General features: G+C 62.2%; 21 protein-coding genes. 8 read left to right on the top strand and 13 right to left on the bottom strand.

The features are described from left to right. Nucleotides 1-36: 36 nt before the first annotated feature. From HMPREF2822_RS04150 to HMPREF2822_RS04115, 8 genes are all read right to left on the bottom strand, one after another. The gene (locus tag HMPREF2822_RS04150; RefSeq protein WP_070521352.1) at nucleotides 37-1,650 is read right to left on the bottom strand and encodes an acyl-CoA carboxylase subunit beta; all 1,614 of its coding nucleotides are present in this window, start codon (nucleotides 1,648-1,650) and stop codon (nucleotides 37-39) included. Nucleotides 1,651-1,877: 227 nt separating this feature from the next. Continuing rightward, nucleotides 1,878-2,150 (bottom strand): hypothetical protein, encoded by a 273-nt coding sequence (locus HMPREF2822_RS04145; protein ID WP_070446363.1) that lies wholly within the window; start codon nucleotides 2,148-2,150, stop codon nucleotides 1,878-1,880. 161 nt (nucleotides 2,151-2,311) lie between these two features. After that, nucleotides 2,312-3,814: a maltose alpha-D-glucosyltransferase gene (gene treS, locus HMPREF2822_RS04140; protein WP_070521349.1), complete on the bottom strand. Its 1,503-nt coding sequence runs from the start codon at nucleotides 3,812-3,814 to the stop codon at nucleotides 2,312-2,314. Next, entirely contained in the window at nucleotides 3,811-3,996 is a 186-nt protein-coding gene (locus HMPREF2822_RS04135) for a hypothetical protein (RefSeq protein ID WP_070446358.1), read from the bottom strand. The genes treS and HMPREF2822_RS04135 overlap by 4 nt, the downstream gene beginning before the upstream one ends. Beyond that, a complete protein-coding gene (locus HMPREF2822_RS04130; protein ID WP_070521347.1) occupies nucleotides 3,996-4,817 on the bottom strand; it encodes a carbohydrate ABC transporter permease in 822 nt (273 codons plus the stop codon). Before HMPREF2822_RS04130 ends, HMPREF2822_RS04135 begins: the two co-directional genes overlap by 1 nt. Beyond that, a complete protein-coding gene (locus tag HMPREF2822_RS04125) occupies nucleotides 4,814-5,791 on the bottom strand; it encodes a carbohydrate ABC transporter permease (RefSeq protein WP_070521344.1) in 978 nt (325 codons plus the stop codon). Before HMPREF2822_RS04125 ends, HMPREF2822_RS04130 begins: the two co-directional genes overlap by 4 nt. A gap of 173 nt (nucleotides 5,792-5,964) precedes the next feature. After that, nucleotides 5,965-7,254 carry an ABC transporter substrate-binding protein gene (locus tag HMPREF2822_RS04120; protein ID WP_070521341.1) on the bottom strand — a complete coding sequence of 430 codons (1,290 nt, stop codon included), beginning with the start codon at nucleotides 7,252-7,254 and terminating at the stop codon, nucleotides 5,965-5,967. A 125-nt stretch (nucleotides 7,255-7,379) separates the two neighbouring features. Next, nucleotides 7,380-8,369, bottom strand: a complete 990-nt coding sequence (locus tag HMPREF2822_RS04115; protein WP_070521338.1) for an ABC transporter ATP-binding protein — start codon at nucleotides 8,367-8,369, stop codon at nucleotides 7,380-7,382. A gap of 48 nt (nucleotides 8,370-8,417) precedes the next feature. On the opposite strand from HMPREF2822_RS04115, the gene HMPREF2822_RS04110 reads away from it, so the two are divergent. From HMPREF2822_RS04110 to HMPREF2822_RS04100, 3 genes are all read left to right on the top strand, one after another. Further along, nucleotides 8,418-8,978, top strand: a complete 561-nt coding sequence (locus HMPREF2822_RS04110) for a hypothetical protein (protein ID WP_070521336.1) — start codon at nucleotides 8,418-8,420, stop codon at nucleotides 8,976-8,978. Nucleotides 8,979-9,020: 42 nt separating this feature from the next. After that, nucleotides 9,021-9,941, top strand: a complete 921-nt coding sequence (locus HMPREF2822_RS04105) for a biotin--[acetyl-CoA-carboxylase] ligase (RefSeq protein WP_070521333.1) — start codon at nucleotides 9,021-9,023, stop codon at nucleotides 9,939-9,941. Nucleotides 9,942-10,280: 339 nt separating this feature from the next. Next, a complete protein-coding gene (locus tag HMPREF2822_RS04100; protein WP_070521601.1) occupies nucleotides 10,281-10,724 on the top strand; it encodes a hypothetical protein in 444 nt (147 codons plus the stop codon). Here the strand turns inward: HMPREF2822_RS04100 and budA are convergent. After that, nucleotides 10,721-11,440: an acetolactate decarboxylase gene (gene budA / locus HMPREF2822_RS04095; RefSeq protein WP_070521330.1), complete on the bottom strand. Its 720-nt coding sequence runs from the start codon at nucleotides 11,438-11,440 to the stop codon at nucleotides 10,721-10,723. The two genes, HMPREF2822_RS04100 and budA, sit on opposite strands and share 4 nt — an antisense overlap. Between budA and HMPREF2822_RS04090 the strand changes: the two genes are divergently transcribed. Together HMPREF2822_RS04090 and purE are read left to right on the top strand one after the other, a co-directional pair. Further along, complete coding sequence (locus tag HMPREF2822_RS04090; protein WP_070521327.1) at nucleotides 11,426-12,688, top strand: 5-(carboxyamino)imidazole ribonucleotide synthase; 1,263 nt, start codon at nucleotides 11,426-11,428, stop codon at nucleotides 12,686-12,688. The two genes, budA and HMPREF2822_RS04090, sit on opposite strands and share 15 nt — an antisense overlap. Before the next feature lie 41 nt (nucleotides 12,689-12,729). After that, nucleotides 12,730-13,230, top strand: coding sequence for a 5-(carboxyamino)imidazole ribonucleotide mutase (gene purE / locus HMPREF2822_RS04085; RefSeq protein ID WP_070521325.1), 501 nt, complete (start codon nucleotides 12,730-12,732; stop codon nucleotides 13,228-13,230). Here the strand turns inward: purE and HMPREF2822_RS04080 are convergent, their stop codons facing one another. Continuing rightward, a complete protein-coding gene (locus HMPREF2822_RS04080) occupies nucleotides 13,231-14,124 on the bottom strand; it encodes a ribokinase (protein WP_070521322.1) in 894 nt (297 codons plus the stop codon). It lies immediately after the preceding gene. A gap of 31 nt (nucleotides 14,125-14,155) precedes the next feature. Here HMPREF2822_RS04080 and HMPREF2822_RS04075 point away from each other — a divergent pair, with 31 nt between their 5' ends. Further along, nucleotides 14,156-14,626 carry a YdcF family protein gene (locus HMPREF2822_RS04075; RefSeq protein WP_070521598.1) on the top strand — a complete coding sequence of 157 codons (471 nt, stop codon included), beginning with the start codon at nucleotides 14,156-14,158 and terminating at the stop codon, nucleotides 14,624-14,626. On the opposite strand, the gene HMPREF2822_RS04070 is transcribed toward HMPREF2822_RS04075, so the two are convergent. Together HMPREF2822_RS04070 and HMPREF2822_RS04065 are read right to left on the bottom strand one after the other, a co-directional pair. After that, nucleotides 14,623-15,108 (bottom strand): hypothetical protein, encoded by a 486-nt coding sequence (locus tag HMPREF2822_RS04070; protein ID WP_070521319.1) that lies wholly within the window; start codon nucleotides 15,106-15,108, stop codon nucleotides 14,623-14,625. The genes HMPREF2822_RS04075 and HMPREF2822_RS04070 overlap by 4 nt on opposite strands. A 38-nt stretch (nucleotides 15,109-15,146) precedes the next feature. Beyond that, entirely contained in the window at nucleotides 15,147-16,187 is a 1,041-nt protein-coding gene (locus HMPREF2822_RS04065) for a ribonuclease HI (protein ID WP_070521316.1), read from the bottom strand. Nucleotides 16,188-16,281: 94 nt separating this feature from the next. Between HMPREF2822_RS04065 and HMPREF2822_RS04060 the strand changes: the two genes are divergently transcribed. Beyond that, nucleotides 16,282-16,776, top strand: coding sequence for an RNA polymerase sigma factor (locus HMPREF2822_RS04060; RefSeq protein ID WP_070521314.1), 495 nt, complete (start codon nucleotides 16,282-16,284; stop codon nucleotides 16,774-16,776). Then, nucleotides 16,769-17,818: a hypothetical protein gene (locus HMPREF2822_RS04055; RefSeq protein ID WP_070521311.1), complete on the top strand. Its 1,050-nt coding sequence runs from the start codon at nucleotides 16,769-16,771 to the stop codon at nucleotides 17,816-17,818. The genes HMPREF2822_RS04060 and HMPREF2822_RS04055 overlap by 8 nt, the downstream gene beginning before the upstream one ends. Nucleotides 17,819-17,826: 8 nt before the next feature. Here HMPREF2822_RS04055 and HMPREF2822_RS04050 read toward each other — a convergent pair whose 3' ends face one another. Then, entirely contained in the window at nucleotides 17,827-18,384 is a 558-nt protein-coding gene (locus HMPREF2822_RS04050) for a TetR/AcrR family transcriptional regulator (RefSeq protein ID WP_070521308.1), read from the bottom strand. Nucleotides 18,385-18,468: the final 84 nt, after the last annotated feature.

Below are 18,468 nucleotides of genomic sequence, written 5' to 3'. Positions count from 1 at the left end.
TCTGCTGCACTACGCTGCGCTCGTTCCGAGCGCAGCCTAAAGCGGGATGTTGCCGTGCTTGCGTGCCGGGCGGGCCACATTCTTGTCCGTGAAGAAGCGCAGATTCTTGGCGATTGCACTGCGGGTTTCAGAGGGGAGAATGACGGCGTCGATAAGCCCGCGCTCCGCTGCCTTATACGGGTTGAGCATGTGGTCTTCATACTCGCGCTCGAAGGACTTGGTCAGCTCAGCTACGTCGAGGCCCTTTTCGTGGGCTGCCTTGATCTCCTTGCGGTAGATAAAACCGACGGCGCCGGCAGCGCCCATGACCGCGATCTGGGCGGTGGGCCAGGCCAGGTTGACGTCCGCTCCCAGTCCCTTGGAGCCCATCACACAGTAAGCGCCGCCGTAGGCCTTGCGCAGGGTGACGGTGATCTTCGGAACGGTGGCTTCGGCGTAGGCGTAGAGCAGCTTGGCGCCGCGGCGTAGGATGCCATCGTGTTCCTGGTCGGCGCCGGGGAGGAAGCCGGGGACGTCGACCAGCATGATGATCGGGATATTAAAGGCATCGCAGGTGCGCACGAAGCGCGCGGCCTTCTCCGAAGAATTGATGTCGAGGCAGCCGGCGAAGACCTGGGGCTGGTTGGCCACGAACCCTACGGTGCGCCCTTCGATGCGGCCGAAGGCGGTGACGACGTTATCGGCGCGGTCGGCTTGGATCTCCAGGAAATCGCCGTCATCGGTGAGAGCCTCGATGATCTCCTTGACGTCATAGGGCTGGTTCGGGGAATCCGGGATGATGCTATCCAGCACGAGGTCGTCGACGGTTTCTTCGCCCAGCTCCTCGTAGGGCTCAACCGGGGTCAGCTGGCGGTTATTGGAGGGTAGGTAGGTCAGTAGGTCGTGTACCCAATCGAGCGCTTCCTCGTCGCTAGAAGCGGTGTAGTGCGAGGTGCCGGACTTATGCATGTGGACGCCGGCGCCGCCGAGTTCTTCCTGGCTGACTTCTTCACCGGTGACGGTCTTGATGACGTCGGGCCCGGTGACGAACATCTTGGACTTCTCATCCACCATCACCACGAAGTCGGTCAGTGCGGGGGAGTAGGCGTTGCCGCCGGCGCAAGCACCCATGATGACGGAGATTTGTGGGACGACGCCGGAGGCCTTGACGTTCTGGTAGAAGGTCTTGGCAATCCAGTCCAGGGACACGGCGCCATCCTGGATGCGGGCGCCGGCGCCCTCGTACAGTCCGATGAGCGGGCGGCCGGTGGTGATGGACAGCTCCATGATCTTGATCATCTTCTCGCCGTAGACTTCGCCGAGGGCGCCGCCGAAGACGGTTCCGTCCTGGGAGAAGATGCAGACCTCGCGGCCGTCGATGGTTCCCCAACCGGTGACGATGCCATCGGTCAGCGGGCGCTTCTTGCCCATCCCGAAGTCCGTGGTGCGGTGCACGGCGAGCATGTCGGTCTCCACGAAGGAGCCTTCATCGAGGAGGTAGTCCAAGCGCTCCCGGGCTGTGAGGCGGCCCTGGGCGTGGACCTTGTCGTGGGCTTTTGCACCCATGGGCTGCGCCGCTGCTTCGCGACGCCTCTTCAGTTCAGCGATCTTGCCTGCGGTGGTGTCGGCGCTCAGGGAGTCAAGCTCCGACAAATGTGAGGAAATAGTCATGTTTCGACAGTGTAGAGAAGTTTTGTATAGGAATGTATAGCGGCGATCGGGTGATTTCTCTCACAGCCCGCGTTTGTGCAGGTAGGTGGGATGAAAAAGGTGAGGGTTTCCTCGGGAATGGTGTGTCGGGCACATGGTTGCCAGTGTAATTGGCGTGGTATTGGTGGGATTGGCTGGTGCGGGTAAAAGAAAAGCCTCGCTCCCTGGAGGCGGGGGCGAGGCTTGAGTTAAGCGGCTTTATCTGGAGCGTCGGCTAGCCAGCCGAGGTTGTAAAGGAAGAGTTCAACCTCTGTGAGATCCTCTTCGCTGGGAAAGGAGTTGGTCAGCGCCGCGTAGGACTCTTCGATGTCGGTGCGGGTGGCTGGGACGAGGCCGTGCTTGTGCAGATCTTCGGCGATCTGCGATACCAGCGGCGCCGGGTGCACCGTGTCAAGGTTGATTCCGGTGGCACTCTTGAATTCGTTAGTGATGGCGGAAAGGAATCCGGTCAGGGTATTCATTTGGCTCACCTCTCTATTTCTTGTCGTAATGATGCGGCCGTCCGCATCATGGGGTTAAACCAACTATATAGGTAAAGTTCTCTAAAAGCTAGCTTTCGTTCACGGCGAGTTAACTTTCAGTTAACCTAGCGCGAAATATGAGGTGAGAAACGAGCGCCTTTTTAAGCCTCAATGGGCAGCCAGGCGTAGCCATAGGGCCCGAGCTCCACAGGGCCTAGGTCGACGGTCTGATCCGTGAAGTTATGGAGGCACAACAACTCACCGCGCTGGAATCCCAGAACGCCCGTCTGACCGGTTTCCACGGCTTCGAAAGGTGCGGTGCCGAGTTCCGGATGTGCCTTACGCTGCTGGATTAGACCGCGGAGGCGGTGGAGGAGCGAGGAGTCGTCGGCAAGCTGCTCTTTCACTGAGACCCCTACGCCGCCGACGATGGGACGGCGCGGGTGAGCGGATGTAGTGAAACCTGCGCCCTCACCGGGCTCCCATTGCATGGGCGTGCGCACGGCATCGCGGTCGGGCAATTCGGGGGCATCGTTCATACCAATCTCATCGCCGTAATACAGGAAGGGCGCACCCGGCAGAGTCATGAGAAGTGAATAAAAAAGCTCAATCTTGCGGTAATCATTGCCCAACAGCGGCGCGAGGCGCCGCGCGATGCCCACGTGGGCGCGCATCTGCTCATCCGGCAGGTAGTGCTCGTACATGATGGCGCGCTGGTCCTCGTCGACCATTTCTAGGGTCAGCTCGTCGTGGTTGCGCAGGAAGGTGCCCCACTGACAACCCTGGGGAAGCTCCGGAAGCTCCGCCATGATGTCGTAGACCGGTGTGGCGTCCCCCAGCGCGAGGGCTTGGTAAAGCCGCGGCATCACTGGGAAGTTGAACACCATGTGGAAGCGATTGCCCGTGCCATAAAACTCCATGGTTTCTTCGGGCGGCTGGTTAGCCTCCGCGATCATGATGGCCTCGGGGTAATTCTCGTCGATGAAGGCGCGGACCTTCTCCACAAACTCGACCGTCTCCGGCAGAGACTCGCCGCCCACCCCATCACGCTCGTACAGGTAGGCGATGGCATCGAGGCGGAAGCCGTCCACGCCCTTATCTAGCCAGAAGGAAAGAATCTTGAATACTTCCTCGTGGACCTTCGGGTTGTCGTAGTTTAGGTCCGGCTGGTGTGAGTAGAAGCGGTGGAAGTAGTACTGCTTGCGCTCCGGGTCCCATGCCCAATTCGAGGTTTCCGTATCGGTGAAGATAATGCGGATCTCGGGGTAGCGCAGGGGATCATCGCCCCACACGTAATAGTCGCCGTAAGGGCCTTCCGGATCGGTGCGGGAGGCCTGGAACCACGGATGATCGGTAGAGGTGTGGTTGAAAGCCAAATCCGTCATGAGGCGCATGCCACGAGCGTGAAGTTCGGTGACGAGCTCGTCAAAGTCTTCCATCGTGCCGTAGTCAGGGTGAATGGAGTAGTAGTCGGCGATGTCATAGCCGTCATCGCGCAGCGGGGAGGTATAGAAGGGGGAGAGCCACAGGCAGTCCACTCCGAGCCACTTGAGGTAATCTAGCTTCTCAATAACTCCACGTAGCGTGCCAACGCCTTCGCCGTGGGTGTCCTTGTACGAGCCCACGAGGGCCTGGTAGAAAATGGCGTTATTGTGCCAGGTCATCGGAGATCCTTCCGTTTGGCCCGCCACAGCAGAAACTCCGCCAGGCACAGCGCGCCCGCCAGGAGCCCCGGCCAGATGGCGGGGGAGGGGTGAAAAAGATTGAGGACTGCTTGCACCAGCGCTAGGAAGGCAAAGAAGCCAACGAATCCCAGCGCGGTGTCCCATAGCAGTTCACGGCGCATTAAGCCTTGACACCTCCGGCGGTGAGGCCGGCGACGATGCGGTGCTGGAAGATGAGCACCATGATGATGAGCGGAACCGTTACCAGCGCGCCCGCGGCCATGGTGGCGGCATAGGGGTACTCGAAGGCCGAGGGGCCCGAGAAACGCGCGATAGCCACGGTCACCGGCTCAGTAGCAGTGGTGGATAGCTGCTTGGCCAGCATGAACTCGTTCCACGTTGTGATGAAAGCGATGATGGCGGTGGTAAACAGCGCGGGCGCGGCCAGGGGCAGGAGCACGAGGCGGAAAGCCTGACCGCGGGAAGCGCCGTCCACGCGGGCAGCTTCCTCCAGCTCCCAGGGCAGCTGACGGAAGAAGCTCAGCAGTGTGTAGACAGTCAGGGGCAGCGCGAAGGAGATATTCGGAATGATCATCGCGCGGTAGGTGCCAATCCACTCGAGGTTGCCAAAGAGCTGGAAGAGCGGGGTCACCAACGCGATGGCCGGGAACATCGAGGCGGCCAGGATGATGCCGGTGACAATACCTTTGCCCGGGAAGTCATAGCGTGCCAAGGCGTAGGCGGTAAACACACCGATAAGGACCGCCACCGCGGTCGTGACCAAGGAAATGATCAAAGAGTTCCCCAGCGCATTGAGGAAGTCATTGCCCTTGTCCGTGGCTAGGGCGTCCCGGAAGTTATCCAGGGTCACGTGCGTGGGCCACGGAGTGGCGTCGAAAGTATGGGACTTGTGCCGCAGGGCGGTGACGACCATCCAGTAGAAGGGCGCGAGCCCCCAGAACATGATGAAGAGGATGCCAAGGTAGTGTCCGATCTTTTTCATGACTTCTTCTCCTTCTTCTGGCGAGCAGTACCGGAGACATCAGCGCCGAGGAAGCGAACGAGGATGAACGCGACGGTGAAGATAAGCAGGAAGATGAGTGTGGACAGCGCGGAGGCTGAGTTGAAGTGGCCCTGGCGCATGTCTTCCACCACCAGCTGGGAAATGGTGGCCGTCGGCGCGTTGGAGGAAGCGGAGATCATGATGACCGGCAGGTCGTACATGCGCAGCGCGTCCAGCGTGCGGAAGAGGATGGCCACCATGAGCGCCGGGCGCACCAGCGGCAGGGTAATGGTGAAGAAGGTTTGGATGCGCGAGGCACCGTCCACGCGGGCCGCGTCATAGACATCGCGCGGGATCATCTGCAGGCCGGCCAGGATGAGCAGCGCCATGAACGGGGCGGTCTTCCACACATCGGCGATGATGACCGCGAGGCGGGCATAGAACGGGTCCGTGGTCCACGCGATGTTCGAGCCGATGAGCGCGTTGATGATGCCGTCCGGCGCGAACATGAACTGCCACAGCTTCGCAGTCACCGCGGTGGGAATGGCCCAAGGCACCAGCACAGCCGCGCGCACGAGGCCGCGCCCGCGGTACTCGCCGTTCATCACCAGCGCCATGAACATGCCCAAGATCGTCTCCAGTGCCACCGTGACCACGGTGAAGAAGAGCGTGATTTTGAGCGCTGGCCAGAAATCGGTGGCGATGACGCCGTCCGGGCATGTGGTGGCCTGGCCGGTGGCAGACATGCATTTATTGGTGAGCCAGTACAGGTAGTTCTCGAGCCCTGCGAATGAGCCTTCCTCGAATACACCCGTGGTCGGGTTAAGCCGCTTGTTGCCCTGGAAGGACAACATCACAGCGCGCACGATGGGATAGCCGATGACCACGGCCAGCGCTATCAGCGCCGGTGCGATGAGCGCAGCGACGCGCAGATACTGTCTGCGGGGCTGCGCGGTAGCCGGTGCTCCAGCCATGCGGTGCCTGCCTTTCTGATTAATAGGGGGAGGGGTTTATCGGGGGTTGGGGAAAATCATAGCGGGTGGCTGAGACATCCTCTGTGCACGAGCACCCAGATCAAAGCCAGATCAAAGAAAGAGGCGCGGGCAAGTCTCGTGGACTTACTCGCGCCCCATTCACGCTGGGAAGATTAACCCTGCGCGGCTGCCTCGATGGCTGCCTTCATGTCCTTCGTTGCGTCGTCGACGGACTTGCCCGCGGTCAATGCCGCGTAAGCGTTATCCTGCACGGCCTTGGAGATGGCGGTGTAGAACGGGGAAACCGGACGCGGTGCGGCGTTCTCCAGGGATTCCTTCAGGGCCGGAAGGTACGGGAACTCCTCCACCAGGGACTCATCGTCGTAGATGGAAGCCAGTACCGGCGGGAAGGAAGCCTCAGCGAAGGACTTCTGGTTCTCCTCGTTGATGATGAACTTCATGAAGTCCAGGGCCGTAGCCTTGTGCTCGGAATTGATGTTGATGCCGTTGTTGTAGCCACCCAGAGTGGAAACACCGACGCCGTCCTTGCCCACCAGCGGCTGGACCTCGAACTTGACGCCCTTTTCCTCAGCGTTGGTGTACATGTACGGCCAGTTGATGGCGAATGCGGTCTTGCCCTCGGTGAAAGCCAAGTTGGTCTCCTCCTCCGTCGTGGCGGTGGAGTCCTTGGAGATGGTGCCGTCCTCGTAGGCGTCGACAAGCGCTTGCAGGCCTTCCTTGGACTTGTCCGAGTCAACGGTCACGTTGCCCTCGTCATCCAAGATGGAGCCGCCCCAGCCCTCGATGAAGCCGGCGGTGTTGACGGTGAGGCCTTCGTACTGCTTGAGCTGGGTGGTCAGGCAGGACGCATCGTCCTTGATGGCCTCGCAGGCAGACGCGATGTCCTCGAACTTCTCCGGAGCCTTGTCCGCCAACTCGGTGTTGCGGAAGAGTAGCTGGCCGTTGGTGTTCTGCGGCAGCGCGTAGAGGGTGTCGTTATAAGTCGCGGATTCCACGGTGGGCTCCAGCAGGCCAGAGGTGTCAACCTCCAGGTCACCGGTCAGCGGTGCCAGCCACTGGTTAGCGGCGAAGTCCGCGGTCCAGACCACGTCGAGCGCCATGACGTCGTAGTCGGAGTTGCCCGCTTGCAGGGACTGCACGAGGGTTTCGCGCTGCGCGTCGGCCTCGCCGGCGAGCTCCTTGAGCTCGACCTTCTCGTCCGGGTGCTCGGCGTTCCATGCCTCGATGATGGGGGTGATCTTGTCGGTGTCGTTCTTGCCCATGGCAAAGGTGATGGGCCCGCGGCCGCCACCATCGGTGGAGGAGGCATCGGAGCCAGCGCTTGACGACGACCCCTCGTCACCCGACGAGCAACCTGCCAAGGTCAACGCGAGTGCAGCGGTGGTGACGACTACGCCGCGGCGGACAGAACGCAGCGAGCTAGGGAGAAACGGCTTCTTCATGGAGTATTCACCTTTCGGAAAACTTCTGATGACTTCAAAATAGGGGATCATCCCCACAAGGCACGTGGTTTTGGCTTTTAATTCACTTCAAACGGGGGTGAAGCTACCCCTGTTAACGCTACTGCCTAAGCCTCGATGCGCTGGCCGGTTTCCGGATCGAAGTGGTGGGCCTCGCGGGGGTTGAAGGTGAGGACGACGGTGTCGCCGCGCTGCGGAACGTTGTCGCTCGCGCGGGCAACGAAGCGCTGCTCGCCCACCATGGCGTAGACGAAGGATTCCGAGCCCAGCTCTTCCACGAACTCCACCGTTCCCTGGAAGCCCACCGGCCCCTTATTAATGAATAGCTTTTCGGGGCGAACGCCGATGCGGCCGCCGTTGTAGTCAAAGATATTCATCGAGGGGGAACCGATGAAGCCGGCGACGAACTCGTTAGCGGGGGCGTCGTAAAGCTCGCGCGGTGGGGCGACCTGCTGCAGTTCGCCGTCTTTGAGCACGGCGACGCGGTCTCCCATGGTCATGGCCTCGACCTGGTCGTGGGTGACGTAGACGGTGGTGGTGCCGAGGCGCTGCTGGAGGCTGGCCAGCTCCGCGCGGGTTTGTACGCGCAGCTTGGCATCGAGGTTGGACAGGGGTTCATCCATGAGGAAGGCCTTCGGCTCGCGCACGATGGCGCGGCCCATGGCCACGCGCTGGCGCTGACCACCGGACAGGTCCTTGGGCTTGCGCTGCAGGTACTCCGTGAGCCCGAGGGTCTTGGCGGCTTCCTCGACCTTGGCTTTGATGTCTGCCTTGGGCATTTTGGCCAGCTTGAGGGAAAATCCCATGTTCTGGGCCACGGTGAGGTGCGGGTAAAGCGCATAATTCTGGAAGACCATGGCGATATCGCGCTCGCCGGGCTCCAGCCCCGTGACGTCTTTGCCGTCGATGAGGATGCGGCCGCTGGAGACAGGCTCGAGTCCCGCGAGGGCGCGCAGGGTGGTGGACTTACCGCAGCCGGACGGTCCGACGAGGACCAGGAATTCGCCATCCGCAATCTCGAGATTGAGGTCTTTGACCGTGGGGTTCTCGGCGCGGGGATAGGTGATGCCGACGTTCTCAAAAGTGACCTTTGCCATGGACACACACTAGCACCCGGCGGCACGTGGATTAGGCTGGAATTCGCTATGAAGAAGTTCGCCCCGCTCCTCGCAGTGCTCTTGGTTGGTTGCTCTAGTACGGAATCTGCAGAGGCTTTCACACCGCTAACAACTGTTTCCACTGGGACCGCTGACGCGTCTTCGACGCAGTCCACTTCGCCTTCCGCGGCTCAGCGCGATACTGTGTTCCGCGCTATTTTCGGCGACACCGTGGACTCATCAAAGGTGCGCTCACAACTGGTGGACAACGGCAAGGTTGATCGCGCCACCATGCGCGCCAGCATGAAACGGATGGGGTTGGACCTCTCGGATTCGGAAGCGCAAGAATACGGCGAGTGGGTGTGTAAGTGGGTCGCCCCGGAGATCCGCTACGTGCTGGTGACTGAAGGGAAACCAGATAGCCTCGGTGCGAAAGAGCGCGCGGACTACGACAAGCTGGTTGAGGATACCGTGTCCTTCCTAGCGGATTCTCGGCAGATCTCCGTTACTCCTGAACAGGTAACCCATGCTTTGCCGCAAGCGGTCTTGACCACCTGTCTTGACGAGGCCACCGCACACACAATTCTGGCCAATCCGGATTACTTTTAGTCACGTCTAGAAGGCCACTGCCCGGCGGGTAACCTAGGGTGCATGACTGCACTTGATATGGACCGCATCCGCGAGGCGTTGAGTGACGACTTCGCTGTCATCGATTTCACCGAGTCCACTGGCTCCACCAATACCGATCTCATGCAGGCGGAGAAGGTGGCTGATGGCACCGTACTGCTTGCCGACGAACAGGTGGCCGGCAAAGGCCGCTTGGGCCGCCAGTGGGTGAGCCCGGCGGGGGCGCAGCTTATCTTTTCCGCACTGATCCTCCCGGAGTCGCTAGAGCACCTTGGCACCCTGCCCCTGGCTGCCGGTTTGGCCGTGACCGACTCGGTCGAGGGAGCGGTGCTCAAGTGGCCCAATGACGTGCACATCGATGGCAAGAAGCTGTGCGGCATCCTCGCGGAAGCCGGCCCTGTGGGGGAGGCTTTCAAGTCCGCTCCGAAGACTGAAGTCTCGAAGGCGGAGGTGAACAAGGCCGAAATCAACAAGGCTGAAGTTAATAAGGCCGAGATCAATAAGGCTGAAGTTAATAAGGCTGAGATCAACAAAGCGGAAATCAACAAGGCTGAGGTCGCGCCCAAGACTCAAGCCGCTAACCCGCTTTCAGCACGCGTGGTCGTGGGCATGGGCATCAATGTCACCCTGACCCGGGAGGAACTGCCCATCGAGGCCGCGACTTCGCTTGCGCTCGAAGGGCTTGATACCGACCGCACTGAGCTGGCCATCACCGTTCTGAAGAACCTGCGCCGCCGCATCACCCAGTGGGAGCAGCAGGACCCACAGCTCATGGCTGATTACCGCAAGGTGTGTTCTTCCATTGGCCAGGAGGTTCGCCTCGAAGCCCCGACGGGCGATGTGATCGGCACCGTCGAGGGCGTGGCTGACGACGGCCGCATCAACGTCGGCGGCGAGTACTACTCCGCCGGTGATGTCATCCACCTGCGCCCGGCTGATAAATAAGTCGGCGCGCGTCTTTTCCACGGCTCCTCCTAGCGGAGCCAAGTGGCGAGGTACTCAACCAGGGCACAACTAGGGCACTCATCCAGGGCACTCAGTTACGGTGCTTTCCACATGGCGTCTGTCAAAAGGCATTTATCAAATGGCATTAGTCAAAAGGCGTCTTTGCCCCTGAAAACGCCATCTACAGACCCGCAAAAGGTGTCTTTGGCCCCAAAGGCGCCTTTTGACTAATGCCTTCTGTGAGATGCCATTTGCGGTGTCCCTTGCCACAATAACCCAGAGCCAGCCGTGGGCAGGGAAGGAATGGAGTGTACGTGGACGGGAGGTACCATGAGCCCCATGAACCTCATGCAGATGGGCCGCGGCGAAGTTGTTCGCGCTGACATGACCGCCCCGTTTCGCACGCTGCTCTTTCCTTTTCTAGAGCTCGTCGTGATTACCGGGGTGTGCTGGATCGCCATCGGCTGGTGTGACTATAACGGCATTGACCTGGCGCTTCGCAATGGCCTGGTAGCTATATGGGCCTTGCTTGCCGTCTGGCGCTTTGTCCTTCCCCTCATCAAAGCCCGCCGCAAGCGCTTCATCGTGACCAACCTGCGCGTCATCGCCCGCGAAGGCAAGCGCGTTGATTCGATCCCGCTCACCGATATCCGCGGTGCGCGCCGCCGCCGCGGTGGGATCTCGCTGGCACTTCACGGCTATGACAAGCCGATGTATTTCCCCTCCATCCCCAAAGCAAAGCGCGTCGAAGACATCCTCAACGAGCAACCGGTCTGGGGCTAGTCCTTAATCTCCGTCGTATGCAGCTGCTGGTCCAGGTCCTCCGGCGCCAAGTTGGCGGAGCGGAACTCGTGGGTCAGCGGCAGACGCAGATCGAGGTCCGTTCCGGGGCAGAGATCAATCATGGCCTCATCCACCGTGTAGTCCAGCACGTGCCCTCCGGAGGTACGCGCAGCGTCGATGAAGTGCACGTGGCATCCGGGAACGGAGATTCCCTTCTCAAAGACCGGCGTGCGGAAACCGCCGATGACGCCCTCGACGTAGTCAAAGCGCAGCTCCTTGTCACCGCCCACCGCCTGCGCCATCGGCGGGTAGGGCTTGCTCTGCTTGACCACCGTGCGGGTCACCACGTTGCTGAACCGCCCAGAGATGCGCACCGCGTACATGAAGTTGGCGGAAGGCTCCACCTCATCGATGAATGCCGAAAGCTCCTCGCGCCTCAGACCCTTGGGCGCGGCCACCTTAATACGGGGGACAAAGTTAGTGGCCACCGCAAAGGGCGTGCCCTGGTCTAGGTCAGCGACCGTTGCGGTGCCATCGCCGCGCAGCTGGTAGCACACCCCGTCGAGGATGATCATCTCTCCGTCCAGCGCATCGAAGGTTCCAATACCGAAGTTGCCCTTGCCCAAGAGCTCACCGATGGTCATTTCGCCGTCGTAAATGCCATCCAACAGGGCGGTCATGAGGGAGTTCTGAAAGATGGTATGCCGGACGATCATGGCCCCAAGGCTAGTATTGGAAGAGTGAGTGAACAACACAAACCCCTCGTTACTGTTTATGGAGACGGCCAGCTTGCACGCATGATGCAGCCGGCCGCCGCCGAGCTCGACATCCACCTGCGCGTGCTGGCCTCCGCTCCGGAAAAGTCCGCCGCACAGGTGATCCCGGACGTCGTTCTCGGTGACTATCACGATCTCGACGTGCTCACCGCCGCCGCAGAAGGCGCGGATGCAATCACCTTTGAGCACGAGCACGTTCCCGCCGAGCACGTGCAGGCGCTCATCGCCGACGGCCTCAACGTCCAGCCCCAGCCTTCCGCCCTCCTCTACGCGCAGGACAAGCTGCTCATGCGCCAGAAAATGGCAGAGCTGGGCGCCCCAGTGCCGCGCTTTGCCGCCATCGAATCGGTGGAGGATGCGCGGGACTTCGCCGCGCTTGTCGACGGTTTCGTGTGCCTCAAAGCCCGCCGCGGCGGCTACGACGGCCATGGCGTGTGGTTCCCGTCCGCGGAGGAGCTGGAGCCGCTCGTCGCTAAGCTGCTTGCGGCCGATACCCCGCTCATGGCCGAAGAAAAGGTCAACCTCACCCGCGAGCTGTCCGTGCTCGTCGCCCGCCGCCCCTCCGGCGAGGTGAAGGTCTGGCCGGTCACCGAGTCCGTGCAACGGGACGGCATCTGCGCCGAGGCTTTTGCCCCCGCCCCGAACCTTTCGCCGGAGTTGACCGAGCGCGCCATGCAGGTGGGCATCAAGGTGGCCACCGAACTTGGCGTTACCGGCGTGCTGGCGGTGGAGCTCTTTGCCTTCGCCACGCAGCAAGACGCCGGCTCCATCATTGCTTCCGCCTCCGGCGCGCCGGGCGCGATTGTTGAGGAGGATATCGCCGTCAACGAGCTGGCCATGCGCCCGCACAATACCGGCCACTGGACTCAGGATGGCTGCGTGACCTCCCAGTTTGAGCAGCACCTGCGTGCCGTACTGGACTTGCCGCTGGGCTCTACCGCAGCCCTGGCTCCGGTCACGGTGATGGCTAATGTGCTGGGCGCCGAAGAAGATCCGCAGATGCCCATGCCGCAGCGCGTTCGCGAAGTGATGGAGCGCTACCCAGAGGCGAAGGTCCACCTCTATGGAAAGGACCACAAGCCGGGCCGCAAGATTGGCCACGTCAACGTAGTCGGTGAGGACGTGGCGGAAACCCGCCGCATCGCCCACGATGCCGCCCACTTCCTCGTCCACGCGCAGTGGGCTTAAGCCCGCAGCGAGCGTGAAACCTATCTACTAAGGAGAGTTTTATGGAACCACTCGTCGGCCTGATTATGGGCTCTGATTCCGATTGGCCCACCGTCAAGCCCGCCGCAGAGGTGCTCGCTGAGTTCGGCGTGCCCTTCGAGGTAGGCGTTGTCAGCGCGCACCGCACCCCGGAAAAGATGCTGGCTTATGCCAAGTCCGCGCACGAGCGCGGCCTCAAGGCCATCATCGCCTGCGCCGGTGGCGCGGCTCACCTGCCGGGCATGGTCGCCGCGGCCACGCCGCTTCCGGTGATCGGCATCCCGCGCGCGTTGAAGGATCTTGATGGGCTCGATTCGCTGCTCTCCATCGTGCAGATGCCGGGCGGCGTGCCGGTGGCCACCGTCTCCATCGGCGGAGCGAAGAATGCCGGCTTGCTTGCCGTGCGCATTCTCTCCGCGGGTGACCCGGCACTGGTGGACAACATGGTGGCCTACCAAGAGAACATGGCCGCCGAGGTGGAGAAGAAGGACGAGAACCTGCGCTCCCAGCTCCTCGGGGAGTAATCAGCTGGGGAGCTTGCTCTTCAGATCGGGGTAGGAGGCCTGCGCGCCTTCTCCGGTGACGGCGTAAGCCCCAACTCGAGCGGCATAGGTGGCGGCCTCCACGAGGTCATCGCCGTGGAGCAACCGGGCGCACAGCGCGCCGGCGAAGGCGTCACCCGCGCCGGTCGTATCGATGGCGGTGACCTGCGGGGAGGGAACGTCAACAAGCTCAGCCCCTTCGGCCACGAGGGCTCCCCGCGCACCCAGCGTGAGGACCACCGAGGCAAAGCCGGCCTCCGTCAGGCGCCGCGCCAGCTCCTCCGGCGCGCCCTCGCTGCTCAATCCCAACTGCTCCAGGATGAGCCCGGCCTCGTGCTCGTTGGCTAGCAGCGGATCGGCACGCAGGAGCACTTCCTTTTCAACCTCGATGACCGGTGCGAGGTTGACCACGACGCGCCCCTTCGCCAGCTCGATAGCCTTGGCACAACCCTCCGCCGGAACCTCGCCTTGGAGCAGAATGAGTTCCGATTCGGTGATGGGGGAGGAGTGGGTGGTGACGAAGGGAGCGTCGACAAGCGCATTGGCCCCCGGCACCACGATGATGGTGTTCTCGCCCTGCTTGTCCACGGTGATGACCGCCAAGCCCGTCACCTCCTCGCTGGATTCGACGTGCGTGAGGTCCACGCCGCTGGCCTGCAAGTAGTGCATCGCAGGCTTGGCGTAGGCATCGCTGCCCACCGCGCCGACGAAGCTGACCTGAGCACCCAGACGGGCGGCAGCGACCGCCTGGTTCGCTCCTTTACCGCCCGCGGTGATGGTGCCGCCGCTGCCCAGAAGGGTCTCGCCCGGCTGCGGGTGCCGGGCTGTGTGGACCACGAGGTCAGCGTTGATGGAACCGACTACGCACATGCTCATGCTGACTAGTATGCACGCTAAGCTAGCGGGCATGCAGTTTCCGCTTCTGGTGTTGGGCGCGCGCGTGGAGGGCGGCGAGCCCGGTTCGCTCCTGCGCAGCCGCTTGGACCGCGCGGTGGTGCTGGCGCGCGTGCTGCCGGAGGAGCCGATCATCGTGTCCGGTTTCGGGGAGGCGGAGCCGATGGCGCGCTACCTCATCGAGCGGGGCGTGGACCCAGAGCGGATCCGTGTGGAGCCGCTGGCTACCAGCACTAACGAAAACCTTGAGCGCGCCCACGCGCTGTGCCCGGACTATGACTATTTCCGCGTCGTGACCAATGACTTCCACGTGCTGCGCACCCGCCTGTGGGCCTGGCACCTGGGGATTCGGGTTCGCATGCATGGTGTTGGCACCCCGCGGAAAGACCGCCCATGGAATTACCTGCGCGAGGTGGTGGCGACTCCTCATTCGCTGCTGCGCATTGTGTGGCGGCGGGTCGTCGCGCAGTGGCCTATGGACTAGGCGCCGAAGAACATGAGCACGATGGCGATGAGCCAAATGACAAACCAATGGCGCTTTTGCGGCGTGGTTGGGTTGGCCTTCTGCTGTAGTGACTTGATGAAATACCAGGCGCCGGGCAAGGCGAAGCCGATGCCCATTGACACATCGCCGTCAGTAATTCCGGTGAAGCCTACGAGGAGCGAGAACAGACTCAATAGCCCCTTGAAAAGGGAGAAGCTGTGGATCGTGCCTTCCATTGGCTGCTGGGCAGGGGCATGGTCAGGCAGCGGAGCTGGGGCGTAGGTGCGCTCCGGCTCGGCAAAGGGCTCTGCGATAGGTTCAGCAAAGGGCTCCACACTCGGATCCTCATACGAGTCAACGAAAGGGTTCGCCGAAGGCTTCGCGTCTGACTCGCGCGCGGGTTCCGCGAAAGGATTCGACCCACGGCCGGGGAGAGGCTTGTCCGGCTCCTCAAAAGGGGTGGGGTCAAAGGGATTGCTCATGTGGCTTAGCCTATGTCACCAGTGAACCAAAGCCCGAATTAGAGCTTGGCCAACGCCTTCGTGATTCCTTCCTTGAGCGTTGCCTGCGATTGCTTCATTGGATGCGCAATCGCCCGCAGGCCCATGTACGCAATCTGATCCGCAGCCCGGTTCAGCGGGTCGCCCGCATGCCCCAACACGCGGCGGATGGTCACCTCGCAGACTCCTTCCACGTCATGCCACGCCTGCTGGAAGCGCGAGCGCGAGCCCGAGGACAGCCCGCGCCACACCCCGCGCGAGCGCATCGCCTTCGAGCCCTTCTTCCGAATCTGCTCCACCGCTTCCAGAGCAGCTACTGAGTCCGACTCGATGATCGCCTTGGTTGCACCGACCTTGAGCAGGTATTTCAGCGCCAAGGTGAGGGATTCGAGCTCGAGCTCATCGGTGCTGGCCGTCGTCTTGCGCGTGCGCAACCGGTAGTCGCCGTTGCTGGCCACGAAGCACATGGAGCCCTTGAAAACCGTGTCCGAGGAGGCGTCCGTGGCGATGCGCACGGTGGCCCCCTCGGGCCAGGAGGAGGCCGTCGAGAAGTTCGGCCACCAGTGCGCCTTCGGTGTGTCCACCTTTACTACTTGCTTCTTGCGCGGGGCCTCGCCTTCCTTCTTGGCGCGGCGCGCGGTGATTCCGGCCTGCTTGCGCCGCACGGAGCTGGCGCTTTTCGACGCCCTATTCTCCTCCGCAAAACTCCCCGTCACGGCATAGCCACGCTTTTCCAGCGCGACCCGCAACCCCGCCTGCCGGCGCCCGGTGACGATCCACCTGCGTCCTCGGAGCCCCTTGGTGGCCTTTTCGAATTCGCGGACGGCCACCTCAACGATGTCGCCCTTTTTAATCTGGCCCTTGCGCACGAAGCGCGTCTTCTTGGTGTTGACGGCGATGACCCAGCCGTCGACAGTTCCGTTTTCGGCGGAATCCCAGCGCTCATCCCACAGCGCAATAGCCACATGCACGGGTGCTGAGATCATGTCTTTGGTGATCTTGCGCGTGCCGTAGGTGCGCGATTGCGTGCCCGTCAGGGCGGAGAGCTCGAGTGGTTCCATCCCCTTTAGTAAACCATTTCATTGCTGTGCTGTAACGCTCGGGCGTCTAGTGCAACATACTCAGTGAGCCCATTAGCATTCTGGAGTTTTATTAGTGTCTGTCCTTACCTTGCCTGGTTCGCGTAAGCGGGAGTTTTCCCGCCTGTTTCGCGAGCATTACCCGGCGGTGCTGGCGTATCTGCGCCGCCGCGTCCCACCGAGCCACGCCGAAGAGCTGGCTGCCGACGTCTTCGAGCGGGCCTGGTCCGGGTTCGACTCCTTGCGCGGCACGCCGCTGCCGTGGCTTTATGGCATCGCCCGCAACGTGATGCGCGAGTTCTACCGCACCCGCCGGGAGACGGAGAACCTCGATGATCATGAGCTGGAATCCTATGCCGGCTATGACGCCGTCGATGCCAACCTCGACATCACTCGCGCGCTGATGCAGCTTCCGCACGCGGAGCGCGAGATTCTCACGCTCCACGCCTGGGAGGGACTCGACCACCCCGATATCGCCGAGGTCCTCGGCATTTCCCGCAATAACGTGCGCGTTCGCCTGCACCGCGCGCGTACCCACCTTTCCGAACTCACAGGAGAAACCGATGCCTAGCTCTCTCGATATGCTCCGCGCCGCCAACCCCGTTCCTGACACAGCGCTTGACGACGCCTCCCTCGCCCGCTCCGAAGAGACCCTCGCAAAGATAACGAAGGGCCGGCCCACGTGGACAATAGCGGCGGCTTCCGTCGCGGTGCTTGCGCTCATCGGTGGTGCCTTCCCGCTGCTCAATAATTCGGAACCCGTGGCCTCGGCCGCGGAGATTCTGACCCAGGCCGGCGAGGCAGCCGCAACCCAGCCCGATGCCGTGGATAAGGGCGTGACCGCGAAGGAATACATGAAGCGCGTCGATACGCTCGGCGATGCCACGGCAATCACCGAGTACGCGGTGGATGCCGGGGGAGCCGTGGAGGTCTCCTCGCAGGGCGAAGTGCCGGGTTTTGACCCGCAGCCTTCCATTAACCCGGAGGACCTCGTCATCGCGTCCGACCGCGCCGGGCTGGAGAAGCTGGCGGATTCCTTCCCGAACCGCGCGCTGGGCGCGCTGGAGCTGCTGCTCCAGCCGGGCTTGAGCAGCGAGCAGCAAAAGATTGCCTATGACATGCTGGCGGAAGCCGACGGCAACGAGGTCGGCACCGTCGAGGGCGAAGGCGAGGACCAGCTGGTGACCGTGATTCGCGATTCCGACCGCGTCTCCTTCTCCGTCCTGCCCGCCACCGGCCAGCTGGTGCGCGTAGTCGGCCTGGTAGGCCCGGACGTGGAAACCACGATCGATGCCACCGCCATCTTGGACTGCGTGTCCGTGACGGGTCTGGAGGGCCCGGACCGCATCTCACTAGCGTGCGCGGATAATAACTACCTGGTCAACGAGTTGGACTGGCAGCGCTGGGGAGACGATTCCGCGGAGGCAGACGGCGTGGCCGTCGAGAATGACTGTGACCCCAATTGCGCGGAGGGCACGTTCAATGAGGATCGGGTGAAGGTGGTCGTCGACAAGCGCGTGGCGTGCGGCTACCACGCCGAGGTCTACTCCCGCGTGCGCGTGCAGTACCCGGATGGACGTGAGGAAGAGCAGCAGATTGGCTGCGCGCCCTAGGTGAGTTCTTAGGTAAGTTGGCGCAGGGCGAACTGGCCGTACATATCACCCAAAGCCTCGGCGGTGTAGTCACCGTCGGGGCTGAACCATTGGGCGACGCCGATGCCCATATCAATGAGCGCCCAGCAGGCGATTTTGAGGTTTTCGGCGTGGAAGTCGCCCTCGTTGACCACGGCCATCCAGCGGGCGACATAATCGCGGCGCAGTTGCAGGACGACGGATTTGTGGGGCTCTTCGAGGTTGGTGAGCTCGTTGTTGACCACGCGGACGCGCCGGGCGTGGGTGGCGTGGTAAATGACGTGGGCTTTCATGGTGGCGACGAGCTTGTCGCGGGGGTCTTTCAGCCCGGCGAGGCAAGCGGCGTTGGCGCGAAGGAGGTCCTCCATGGCGGTGATGGTGACTTCGGCGAGGAGCTCCTGTTTGGAGGAGAAGTGGTTGTACAGGCTGGAGGCGCGCATGCCGACGGCTTTGGCGATGTCCTCCATGCCGGTGGCGTGGTAGCCGCGCTGGTCAAAGAGGTCGAGTGCGGCGGCGGCGATTTGGTCGCGGCGTCTCTGGTTGGCCATGGTGGGTGTCCTCCTCATTGAGCTAATGGCGGTTAGTATACCTGCGGGGGCAGTGTTCAGAAGACTGAAATGGTAGCGGTGTGG

Source organism: Corynebacterium sp. HMSC062E11, assembly GCF_001811845.1.
In the GTDB taxonomy this organism is placed as follows: Bacteria; Actinomycetota; Actinomycetes; order Mycobacteriales; family Mycobacteriaceae; genus Corynebacterium; species Corynebacterium hesseae.
The sequence above is the reverse complement of the archived record's forward strand: the minus strand, read 5'-3'. Positions and strand labels throughout refer to the sequence as shown.